This is a genomic window from Kistimonas scapharcae (assembly GCF_039540975.1).
Classification (GTDB): domain Bacteria; phylum Pseudomonadota; class Gammaproteobacteria; order Pseudomonadales; family Endozoicomonadaceae; genus Kistimonas; species Kistimonas scapharcae.
Window position 1 is genome coordinate 1 of record NZ_BAABFL010000135.1, and the last position, 12,351, is coordinate 12,351.

Here is a 12,351-nt window from a genome sequence, read left to right on the forward strand (position 1 = left end):
TTTGCCTGAAGAGCACAGGGGACGCTCTCTTCATTCAATTTAGCCTTACTTCTTCAGATCGTTAAGCGGGAGTTAAGGTATATAGGCCTGCAAAAGACCATGTTCCGGCATTTGTTCCAGGGTATACACAAGGTGTTTGTCGATACTATCCACATCGGTAACTAACAAATCATCCTTGGTGATGACCACATAGCCACCGGGATTCACAGTCGCGCCGTTGTTGATATCCAGCACGGGATCATCGTTGACCGGTGTAATATCCAGATTGACCGTTGATGAACCGGTCAGGCTGCCTGCCGCGCCTTCACCGCCGCCGCTGTCCGTCAATGACATCGAAAATGCCAATGCACCACTCAGTCCGGTTTCATTCCCGTTATGTTCAAACGCGACGCGACTCAGCTGATCGGCAGAGAATGTACTGTTCAATACAAGTTCAACATCACCAACACCGAACTTGCCATCCCCATCGTTGTCCAGAAACAGACGACCCTCGGCAGTCAGTCCATCCGACATATCGGTGATCTCTACTAACGTATCGCCAGGTACATCAGCATGCTGGCTTTCACGATCCATCAGTGTTAATCCAAGATGGGTACTTTGCCCTTCAAAGAGGCTACCGCCCGGATGATTCACAGCAGGGGGTTGATTCACTGGCTGCAGGTTAAGCGTTACATTCGCAGACGACGATTCTCCGGCACCGTCATTCACCGTGACAGTAAACGCATCTGTGTCACCCACGGCCACATCAGAGCCGTCATGGGTATACACCAGCTGATCAAGTTGGTCATAGGAAAAGGTGGTACCGGCAACGACGAGATTGCCATTCAACGTCAGCGTTCCATTGCTGGGTAGACGATCGATCCGAATGATCATCTGCTCTTCAACCTGGTTGCCGGTGGTGATATCCGGGTCAATCAGACCCAATGCATCATCCGAAAATATCAGTGACCCGCCTTCACTGACCGGGATCTGTATCGAATCAGACAACGTCGGCTGATCATTCACGGCAGTGACTTCGATATCGACCGTATGGGCATCACCGGTATTACCAGCCTCATCGGTCACCAAAAACGTGAGCGTGATCGTTCCGTTATAGTGCTCAGCCGGTTGGGCACTCAAGCCAGATAGCGCCTTATTAATCGCATCCGCACTACCTGTCAGGGTATAGGTGCCATTCTGAGCAACAACAGCGAGGTCTGCAGTACTGTCAAACTGCAGCAGCTGCTCAATCGCGCCGGGATTGGCCTGATCATTGTTATCTGCCACTGAGATGGTCAGTGTGAGGACATCATCTTTTTTCGCATCGCTGACCGTGATGCCATCAATACTGATCGGCGTATCAGCATCTTCAACGGTTTTACGTTTAGAGTCCTGACTGTCACTGATGGCCGGTACTGTCGTGTCGGCAATAGCAGCAAAGGCTGCAGGTGTATGATCCTGTGAGTTCTTGTTCTCTGTCCCTGCCTCAAAGCCACCCGTGGGCTGTGCGGTTTCAGCCGCCGTCACCAGACCAGCGGCATCAAGAAGAACACGGGGCTCAAGCGCCTGCAGTAGCATCTTGCGGGACATGTTTCACACCTGACCTGTATTATTTTTGTCGCGCAATTCTATACGTATGGTCAAGAAAGTGTAAAGGTCACCCTTGCACTATCCAGGCATGTCGGTTCTGGCAGATTCAAGGTTGGAGTTTTATTGTTGCTGCCCAGATTCTGATTACAGATTTCTGAATAACGGCGTTTTCTTATCGACCTTCAATGGGCAAGCGTCAGGCTCATTGTGAGCGATTGCCTGCACGGTAGGTATGGCGCCAGACTCCCAGCGTGCATAGGTCATATCAAGGGCATGACTGATATCCGCCACTGACCATTGCTGGTAATCCTCCGGCACCGGATCGAGATTAAGGCTAAACAACATGGCGCCCCAGGCGTCCTGCGCCTCGGCATAGGCCAGCAAACGATTCATGGAAGAACGCAGGGCGCGGGCTTCACTTTGTATACGTTCCATATCACTGGCAGCCTGGCTCCTCATGGCCTGACCGGTCAGGCGCGCGATATCCTGGTCAATGCCATAAAACTCACCGGCACGCTGATAGCGATTGAGGGTATTCTGGTAATGCTGCCAGGCCAGATGAACCTGGGCAATGACCGCCATATTCACAGCCATGCGACGCGCATCCGTTAACTGCATACGCGCCTCTCCCTGGGCTTCAATATCCCGATGCGACAGCAACCGGAAAATATTCCACGACACCCGGATGCTGGCTTCCCCCCATCCCTGGTGATACAGATAGCTGTTGCTGTCATAGTTTCCGGTATAGGCAAACTCCACGCCCGGCCAGAGTCGCAGCAATTCCTTTCGTGTCTCCCGCTGATCAATACGGGCGTTGTACAACTGGTTGGAATAATCCATGGAATTGGCCAATGCCGTCAGTTCAAGGGCTGACATATCAGAGGGCGCGACGGGCAATGCCGGCAAAGTTTCGGGACAATCTAGCGTGACATGTGCACCGGGCGGAATATTCACCAAGACGGCCAACTCCACATTGGCCGCATTCACTGTCTGCTGCATCTGTTCAAGTTCACTGACGATATCCAGTAATCCACGAAGATTTTGCAGGGTTCCCAGCGGCATTTTCAGTTTTTCCCGCCGCACCTGTCGCAGGCTGGCGGCTGAGCGTTCGGCACGGGCCAGCAGGCTGTCAATTTCATCTGACATCTGTTGCATAACCGCCGCACGCCAGAAAGTAGCCCGTGTCTGCTGTAAGAGCCGAAGCATCACCTTCTGCCGCTCATTACGCGCGATTAGATAACGATCCGCTTCCTGCTGGGCACGCAGGTAACTGACACCGAAATCCAGGGCATTCCAGGCAAACTTCAAATCCGCGATCTTACGTTCACGATCCTGAGAGGTGGAAGGTTCCAGCGAGACGTTGCCGGTTTCAATCGACACACTGGTTGAGGCATTCGTATTATCACGATTGAGATAACCGGCAGAGGCCGCCAGTATCGGCAGCATATCCATTTTGACCAGATCAAAATTTCGCTGGGACAGCGCCTGCTCCATCAGTTTGACGCGATTATCCAGATTGTATTTCAGCGCCCTGGCCATCGCCTCACTGAGGCTCATGCCAGAGCCGACAGGCTCCTGTGAGGCATGGATTAACGCCTGATCAATCTGGGCTGACCGGGTTCGGTCATCCTGCAGTATCGGTGCGGGAGCGACCGTGCAGCCGGTCAGTAATCCTGCTCCCACCAACACAAGCACCTTGTTCGTCAGCAACATCGTTTGCCTGTTCCCGTTTCAGCATCCGACTCGCCCAGGTCACTCCCCTGCCGAGAGATGCGCCAGCAACTGGTCACGCTGGAAAACAAACCCCGTGGTCATCACTGCCTGCCGGAGCTGCTGATCCAACCCTGCACCGTGGAATGACGATCCGGAAGGGGGCGTGTAAGACGCATCACCGGGGAAGTGCATCTTGTCCAAATCGCTATTACGTTCTTCTGCTGACGATGAATCATCAGGATTACCCGCCGCCGGTGCTTCCAGATCATCCAGTGTTTCTACGTCAGCTGCCGCTGGTGCTTCAGCCTGCTGCATGAAGCTTATGGCAAAGGTGGTCGCCGCTTCATTACCGGTTTGGTCGCGACCCCGCACCAGAATGTCCAGGTGATCGACCCCCAGTGCTCGCGCCGCATCCGCATTGACAACAAAGACCCCGTTTTCCGAGTCAAACTGAATATAGTCGGGCAAACCGGATCCGTCCGCCAGGCTGGCCTCCAGTCGCACCTGCTGAGAGCGATCAGTATGCTCAAAGGCGCCGGAAGGAATCGCAAAACGGTAGAGATGTTCTGTGACCAGCTGATCAGGCAGTAATGCAGACAAGCGGAGGGGATTTAAACGGGGATCTTCGGGAAAACGTAACAGGGTAATGCCAATACCCGGTATAACGGCCGTTTCCTGGCCGAATGGATTCTCTTGATCACGATCCGGGCGATCAGGTGTCACCGGAGTCGGCTTTTCATACGGGGGAATATACGGATCCTGTGGCACTATCACCGAGATGGTCAACATTGCCTGATCCCGCACGGAAGAATGTCCAACCGAAAGTCCTGCGGTATAAGTAAACTGGTCAGTGTAGCGCTGTCCCGGAAGCATAGCCCTCACATCAGCACTGTCGTTATCCAGTTCATAGACATAGTCGCCGTTCCAGGTCACTTTCAAACGACCATAGTCGCCCTGGATAAACTGCCCAATACACAGTGAACAATTATTCACTTCAAAGACATGCAACCTGCCCGAGCCTATGTCCACCCCAAAACCATCATCATCGGTGATCACATTCCCTATCGCACTCAGTACACGGTCACGGGTGACCGTGCCAAGATTATCTATGGCTATTACCTTACCAAACGGATGAGGAGGATCCGGCGGTTTGTCGCCCATTGTGACAGTAATGGTCAAACTGGCCTGGGCATTCAGCCCCTGGGAGTCACTGATGGTATAGATAACCGCTGTTTCAGCACTTTCTCCTTTCGACAAATAGGAAAAATCACCCACCGGATCAAACTGATAACTGCCATCTGCATTTATGACAAAAAAACCACCATTGTCTCCTTTGACAAGCTGTCCTTCATTAACGGAGACCGCTTGCCCAGACATATCCCGTCCCGCGACACTGATCACACTCAACTGGTCACCGATATCCGGATCACTGTCGTTCACCAACACACCTTCGTGGAACTCAACGGCCAGTGCTGAATCGGCAGTGCAGGTATTGACATCATCACGGGCAATCGGTGGATCATTGGTGCCCACCATTCGCACGGTAACCGATACCGTTGTTTCTCTCACACCGGTTCCCTGGGGTAAGGCGGCAGGGTCATTGCCATCATCGAAGTGGAAATTGATGGCGATATTTTGCGTCATGCCAGCCGCCAGAGAGTCATCCGTATTCGCGAATGTAATGCTCTGGATAATCTTATCCACAATGGCCTTATTCGCAGGCTTCAAGAACTCTATTGCCAGGCGCCCACCCCTGTTGTTCGTCACATCAGCAACTGCGCCTGCAGTACTCTCAACAATCTGCAAACCCGATAAAACCAATCCCTTCCCGGTGAAATCAAAGTCAAACTGATCCTGTGAATTGGCGCCGCCAGCCCGTTGCACGACGAGCGTTGCACTTTCAAAGTCGTCTTCACCCCGAAGTATGAGTTCCACATCACTCACTGCCCCGGATGATGCCAGGATGACGGGCACGCCAAGATCCCGCCCCTCCGTATAGATCACCGTACCGCCAAACCCAGTGAGTACCGGGGCATCATTAACGGCAATCACTTTCGTCTTGAGCGATGTCAGCAATGACCACTGGTCTGTCGGACCTAATGCACCAGAAATATCCCTTCTGTTAGATACCACCGGTTGGTCTGACAGCCGAACGGACAACACACCCGGCTCACCATTGAAATCAGTTGCCGGCAGGAAACGCAGCTTTGCCTCATTCGGCAGGAGTTGTGCCTGTTGATCGGATACGACAGGGATCGTCTGCCAGCCACTGCCTGTCGTATACTGCCAAAGCCCTTCTGACGGAGTGGCGGCGTTTCCCACAACCGCAATCCCCCCCATCGGTGTATCCGCTTTCTCTCCACCGGCAATCGCTGTCTGATTATCAATGTCATCGCTGTAGACAGGACGGAACAGATTGTCGACACGTTCCCCCGGTGGATTTTTATGATCTTCAGCAACGGCAGCGAGACGGGCACCAGACGCAGCAGAGGGCCTGTCGTTCACCGATGTCACACGGGTATCAATCGTAACCACCGAGACAGACCAGACACCGGTCCTTCCCACGCCGCCCGTTGTTTCAGGATTCTTGAGATCCGAGGAGGCTGTGCTCATGGCCAGATCCGGCACTGAACCATCGCCAAGGCGCACTTCCAGATGACCCGGTACACCGTGGAAATCGGTAGCGGGCACAAAGCGCAGCAGATGATCGGACCTTGCCAGAAAAGCCTGCTGATTGTTCAACCCGGCAGGAATATCCAGCCAACGCCCTGCACCATCGCCCACCTGCCATGTTCCCTGTTGTGCATTGGACAGGTTACCTATGAACGCTACATAGGTCAGGGGCGTTGCATGCATCTGGGGGAACCAGTCATCCACTGCATCGTCATAGTTCCCACGCAGTAATGAAATAAGCGACGAACCATAAATATTCGCAGCCTGTGTGTCTTCAAGAACCGCAGGAATCTGTGCAGAACCACTGGCAACGGGAGCATCATTAACAGAGCGAACATCAATCACAAAACTGACTTCTTTTGATGCTTCGCCCGGCAAACCGGTATGACCTTTGTCATCGACAATCAAACGCACATTGAGCGCCGCGTGCAGGTTTGGCGCCGGGCGGTATTGCAGCGTCGTCAGTGCCTTATTGATGTTATCTTTCGTACCGGTAAGCGTGATCAGATAAGGCGCGGTTTCAGTAACCATCGACGCATAGGCAGAATCGACTTTAAGAGCGCCTGATGCCGCATGAATGGTCAGCGCCATCTCTCCGCCAAAGTCGTCCACATCAAAGACAGTAATTGTCGTTAATGGCCCCCAGGGGCTGTCTTCATTAATGGTGACCTTCTCATCTGCCACGGTAACCCAGGCCGGATCATTGACAGCACTGACGTTGATGAGAATCTGGTCAGAGACAACGCGCAGGGGATTGTTCTGGCCGTTATCCAGATCATCCACATTAACGGTAAGAATGACCGTACGATCCAGATTTGCCGCCGAAGGGGTATACCTCAGCCCATTCAGTGCGGCATTGGCCTTGGCCAGCGTTCCCCGGAATGTCATGGCAGCGGTACCTTCGGCACCATCAGTGATCGTCACTCCGGATGACGCAGACAGATTGAGCTGACCACTGGCATCATCAAGCGTCAGGGTGACTTCAATCTGGTCAGTGAACGACGGATAGGGCTTATCCGCCGGTTCATCAACCGTAATAGGATTGCCGTTGGCCGGACTGAAAATCAGGCTGGTACTGGTGCCAAGTGTCTGAACACCCGGCACCGCCAGAACCGGCGGATCATTGACCGGTATCACATCAATCGCGATAGTCTGACTGTCTGTCTTTGCCGGCTGATCACCGTGATACCCCTGGTCATCAACAACAATGGTTAGTTGATCCGGGCCGTTGTAATCCTGATTTCCCTGGTATTCCAGGTTGGCCAACAAACGGTTAATTTTTGAGAGTGAATCCGATAACGCGATTGCACTGTCATGGTGCCCTTCAACCTTCAGCTTTCCATGTTCCACCGTCAGGGTGACATTGACGGCACTGCCAAACGCATCAGGGTCACTGATCGAAACCGCGTTGTCTCCAGTGAAAGTGAAAGGCTCATCCTCCCTGGCACTGATCTGTTGCGGTGCCGTAATCACCGGAGGATCATTCTCTGTAGACACCAGAATATCGATAGCCCGGCTGACCGTGTTATTCGATTCATTCACCGGCGTACCGTTCTCATTGACCCGCCCTCCATTCGCCATCTGGTCAGGCTGCACCAGCTCACCATTCTGATAGAGCCGATCATCAGCCGTCACATGCAGTTGCAGGATGGCATCCTTGTCACCGCGATCACCTGCAGTATCATCGATACGAAGAATCAGGCTTCCCAACGCAGTCTGGATATCCGCCAGGGTTCCCGTCATACCAATGGAGGGTGAATCATTCCCCCGCTCGAATAGAAAAAGGCCTGCGGGTTTGTCCAGATGGAGATTCGCTTCGTCATATAACGCACTCTCACCTTTCAGCGTCAGGCGAAGAAACAGGGTCAGCTGATCCGTTTCGCCGGTATCGATCGCAGCGAGATCCACATCCTCCACCAGAATTTTGCCCCTGAGATCAATCGTCGCACTACCACGACCATCCACCTGCTTGGGTGCATTCAATGTGACAAAGTCATTGCGGGGGATAATGTCGATCGCAAAGGTTGAAAGAGGAGATTCCGCCAGACCATCACTCACGACGAAACGAAACTGATCACGATGATCCTCATTGCCATCATGTTTATACGAAATCAAACCTCGATTGATGTCTGCCTGGGTGAACACATCACCCGCCTCAAGCACACGACTGCCTCGCATGAGCTGCCCGTGCGACACCGATTCCCTGAGCCTGTAGCGGAGCTGGTTCTCATTGTTGTCAGAGTCAATGGCATGCAGGTGTTGCTGGGCACTGATCACCCCCGTCTCCCCTTCCGCCAGCACCAGGGTGTGATTGATCGCCGTTGCATCCTGCCCGAACATATCCTGTCCATTAATATCCGGTGCATCCGGTGTGGTGGGGATCAAGGGCGGGTCATTCCAGGGCGCCACCCAGATCGTTACCGTGGCCGGGTTACTCAGATGACTGGATGAAGGAGGAGAAATGCTGTCCCTGACATCAAAGGGCGTTACCGGCTTTCCCAGATCATCCCTGACATCAAAAACAAAGGAATCAGAAAGATTGACCGGTTGATCTTTACCTGAGTGGCGATAGCGCAGCCCACTGTCATAACCGCCAGCGGCCGTTTTTACCCGTTCCGCACTGAACCATTGGGTCGTCGTGACCGCGGCCCAGGCACTGCCATCCCAGTATTCCAGCACGCCCTGCCGGGGAAGGTCCCGGATCTTGAACCAGAGGTCGTCCGGCAATCCTTCGATATACCCGACAGAATCAGTATCCCGACCTTTCTGCTCCACCGGGAAAGGCAACGCATGGAGTCGGTCAGGATCCAGCGCTTTTCCATCCATCTCAACCGTCAGTCGGGCATCACCACCGTTTTCCCAATACACCAGATCAATGGGATAAAGGCCGGCTTTCGCTGCCGTGAACGTTCCCTGACTTTTGGCGTATGCACGGTTGCCGTCGTGTTGGCTAACGGTTTGGCCATCGATGTTTAATCGAAAGCCATCATCCGAGCCAATATCGAATTGATGTTCGCCAGCAAAAAGGTCAATGTATCCGCGAAAATGAAATGCCATGGTCGTTAGCGCGGCCTGCTTGTTCCCTCCTCTCAGGCTCTGGGCATCTGTCGTACCCAGAAAATCCTGCAGGTTATGACGCCCCTGATCCGTGTAGTGAAAACTGGACGCCTTGAAGACACCATCCGGCGGCTCCGACATCAATCGTTCAGCGCTGGCAATGCTGTTAAGACTGGCCAGGGTTTCAATCCAATCCCCCAGAAGACTCCCGCCCGTATCGAAGACCTCCCCAAGCAGCCCTCCCCGGCAGACCGAAATGGATCGTCCATCGACATCGGTTAATGATTGATAGATGTCCTGACCTTCGGGCTCGACTGCTGCACTCGGCTTAAACAGGATATCCGGGTTAATAGACTGGCCCTCCAGCTCCACATCCAGCTTCGCCTTACCGCCATTTTCCCAATAGATCAGCTCGACAGGATAGAGCCCGTCGCGGTCGACGTGGAAATCACCGCTGCCCTTGTTATCACGACTGTAAGGTCGGTTACCGTCGTACCGACTGATATCCCGGCCACCGACACGCAGGACAAAACCGTCATCGGACCCGACAGAGAAATGATGGTCCCCGGCTTTCAGGTCAATGTAACCGCTGAAACGGAACGCCATGGTATGCAGATGGGCATCCGGGTTGCCAAACAGGGTATGACTGTCTTCTACGCCCAGAAAGTCTGACAGGGTATGCCTGCCATGGTCTGTGTAGCTGAAGGTTGTTGCGGTGAAAAAACTGTCCGGCTCCTGATGGGTCAGGGCTTCAATATCCGACAGTTTGCTCAGGGCTGCGCCGGTATCATAGACCTCGGCCAGCAAACCGCCCTGCCTGACGGCAACCGGTTGTCCCCTGACATCGGTAATAACGGGATAATCTTCACTGCCATCCACGTCCGTCGCCATGATCTGTTTGTCCGTGATGGCAGCAATACCGGTCTGGGTACCGGCTTTTTCTATCACCGTCAGCTCGCCCCCCCTGGCGACCGGCCGATCATTGACAGGGATGGCCCCCAGCCCCAGGGTTCCGTAAGCCCGGTTCGGACCGCCATCCCCAACGGAGAACTCGAAGCTGCTGACATGATCCTCACTGCCGTCATGCACAAAGCGAACACAATTGGAGTTAATATTCTGCTGGGTAAAATAACCGTAAGACTTGATGTCATTCAGTTGCTCACCACAGGCATGGCCGCCAATGAGGTTCTTGCCCACTTCAACCCATTTCACACCATCGTAAACCTGCAGCTCGCCATTGGGGGGTAACCGGGTCACGGTAAAGAGGACTTCCGAAGGCGGTGTTTCTTCCGTGCCATCCTTGCTGATCATGCTGTAGTTAAGATTCACATTGGTGATCAGCGCTTCGCCCCCTTCAATGGTCATGACCGGCTTGGGCGCACCCTCGTTATTGTTCACGGGAAAGGTCGGTTTCAACTCTTCCAACCCGTCCTCGGGTAACAATCCTTCACAGGGTTTGGTTGAAGGTTCCGGAATCTGAATGGTAAAGCGGTTATCAGTGGCTATCGGTTGCCCCTCACCGTGGCGTACACCGCCCTCCTCACCGGGATTCGGCCAGGCCTTGAGCGTGGAGTCACGCACACTGAACATAAAGGTATCGGTGACACTCCCTGACACATTGGCGGTTTGAAGGTAACTGACCTCCCCTTCGTCGATCTGCTTCTGCGTAAACCTTGCGCCAACCGACACCTCTTTTGGGGTACCGCCGATATTGACGACAACAAGGCCGTATACTGGTGAACTTTCGAGGGTATACACCAGCTCCGAGGGACGATTATCGATATCCTCTGAACGCAGGTGGTCACGATCAATACGGGTAGCACTGCAGGGTGTGACCGTTATCGGATGATTCGTCACCAGAACCGGGTCATCATCGACGGGCAGAATATCAAGCTCAATGGTTTGAGTGGCTGTCAGCTTGCCCGCATCACCGGTGCCACCACCCGCATCCGTGACTGCCAATGTAAACGACAAGTCACCATTGTTTCCGGTTTCCCCGCCATTATGCTCATACGCGACCTTGCCCAGCAGGTCTGCGGTAAACATACTACCGACGGTCAGTTCAGTATCTCCGGCACCGAACACACCATCACCATCATTATCCAGAAACAACCTGCCCTCACTGGCTAACCCTGCCGACACCCCTGTGACGCTGACCTGCACGTTTTCAGGCGCATCCGCATGACTGATTTCAGAATCCTGTAAGGACAACCCTAGATCCTTTCCCTGGCCTTCAAACAGGGTGTTATCACCGACACTGATCGCCGGCGGCAGGTTTTTCGGCTGCAGATCAATAATGACATCGCCATCATCCGACGTTCCGGCACCATCAAAAACCGTGACACGGAACTGATCGGTTTCTCCTGCCGACACATCCTGACCGTTATGGGTATACACCAGCTTATCGAGCTGATCGTAGGAAAAGGTGGTGCCCACCACCATCCGATTCCCCTTGAAGGTCAATTGCCCTTCAAGGGGCAGGCTGTCAATACGCACGGTCATCTGCTGCAGGAGCTGGTCACCGGTATCAATATCCGGATCACGCAACCCGAACTGGTCTGCCGCAAAGGTAACTGTCCCGCCCTCCTGGGCTGATAGATGAATATCATCGGAAATCGTTACCGGGTCGTTCACCGGGCGAACCATGATATCGACCGCCAGGGGGTCACTGGAATCACCGCTGTCATCCGTTGCCTGGAAGGTCAGGGTCATGGTGCCATTGAAATGGCCTGCGGGCAGAATCGTCATTCCCGTCAACGCATGGTTCAGCGCAGCTGAGGTGCCGACCAGAGTGAGTCCATCCGCATTCGGGGTCACGGTCACATCCGTCGAATCCCCCAGGGTCAAGATACGGTCCAGACTTCCCGGGTCGACCTTGGGATTGTTATCAGCAACCCGGATGGTCAGGCTAAGCACCTCTTCCGCCACGGGGTGCGAGACACTGATACCATCAATCACCAGAGGTGTTGTGGCATCCTCCTGCATTTTCCGGGAAGAGGATCCTGCATCGGCTATTTCAGGCGCCTTCGTCTCAGCAACGCTGCGTAGCAGCCTGTCTACCACCTCCAGGTAATCGGTATCCGTCAGGTTGATATCGTGATGTTCAACCGGAGAGGGTGACGTATCCGCCAGCGTGGCAAGACCGGCCGCATCAAGTAAAACCCGGGGTTCCAGCGCCTGCAACAGGAATCGCATAGCCATGCCTGATAACACCTGACCACAGTGAACAACGACGCAATTGAATGCTCAGGAAAGCTGCCGTTATGAACGACAGAGTGAAAAGAACCATCATATAACCCCTCCCAGCATAGAACCGGAATGCCTGAGTTGCACAATGGC

General features: G+C 53.8%; 3 protein-coding genes. All 3 read right to left on the bottom strand.

All coding sequences use genetic code 11. The annotated features are described in order from the left end of the window. Positions 1-72 precede the first annotated feature (72 nt). Positions 73-1,569: a cadherin-like domain-containing protein gene (locus ABD892_RS09630; protein ID WP_345195375.1), complete on the bottom strand. Its 1,497-nt coding sequence runs from the start codon at positions 1,567-1,569 to the stop codon at positions 73-75. Between the two features lie 144 nt (positions 1,570-1,713). Then, the gene (locus ABD892_RS09635) at positions 1,714-3,282 is read right to left on the bottom strand and encodes a TolC family protein (protein WP_345195377.1); all 1,569 of its coding nucleotides are present in this window, start codon (positions 3,280-3,282) and stop codon (positions 1,714-1,716) included. A 39-nt stretch (positions 3,283-3,321) separates the two neighbouring features. Further along, the gene (locus tag ABD892_RS09640; RefSeq protein ID WP_345195378.1) at positions 3,322-12,213 is read right to left on the bottom strand and encodes a cadherin-like domain-containing protein; all 8,892 of its coding nucleotides are present in this window, start codon (positions 12,211-12,213) and stop codon (positions 3,322-3,324) included. Positions 12,214-12,351: the final 138 nt, after the last annotated feature.